General features: G+C 59.8%; 2 protein-coding genes. Both read right to left on the bottom strand.

Translation table 11 applies throughout. From position 1 onward, the window contains the following. Positions 1–267 (bottom strand): transposase (locus tag AACY08_RS28295; protein WP_339472404.1); only part of this gene is annotated, 267 nt, incomplete at its 3' end. Between the two features lie 88 nt (positions 268–355). Then, the coding region (locus AACY08_RS28290; RefSeq protein ID WP_339472403.1) for a transposase domain-containing protein at positions 356–562 on the bottom strand (207 nt) is incomplete at its 5' end.

Genomic DNA, 562 nt, shown 5'->3' with positions numbered 1-562 from the left:
CGTCGACTGGACCTCCGACACAATCTGGGCCGGCACAAATCCACCTACCTGACAGCCGCCAAGCTGTCCTTCGCGATAGGCCTTGCGCCACGAAAACAGAAGCTGTTTCGAAAGCCCATGATGCCGCGCTGTCGCCGACACCAGCCGCGGACCCGAAAAACTCTCCTCGACAATCCGCAGCTTCTCGGCAACCGACCAGCGCCGACGCCGACCAGTCTCCACAATTTCAAGGCGACGCACTTGGCGACTATCAGTAAGGATATCCATACCGACAGTCAGCTACAGATCGGAAAAACCCGCAAGACGGCCGTCCTCGGACGAGTACCCTTGATCCGGACTCCGGTCGTGTTGAGGCTCATGCCGCCAGCCTCGGATCGTGAGCATGCATCGTGTAGGTCGATGCCCAGGGAAGCAGTTCGTCCAGTCGTGACGCAGGCCAGCCATTGATTAGCTTCGCGAGGACGTCGGCGAGCCAGTGCTCGGCACTGACGCCATTGAGCTTGCACGTTTCAATCAGCGAAGCCAGCAATGCCCAATTCTCAGCGCCCTCGTCGCAACCAGC

This window comes from Pseudomonas sp. EL_65y_Pfl1_R83 (assembly GCF_963970695.1).
Taxonomy (GTDB): domain Bacteria; phylum Pseudomonadota; class Gammaproteobacteria; order Pseudomonadales; family Pseudomonadaceae; genus Aquipseudomonas; species Aquipseudomonas tritici.
The sequence above is the reverse complement of the archived record's forward strand: the minus strand, read 5'-3'. Positions and strand labels throughout refer to the sequence as shown.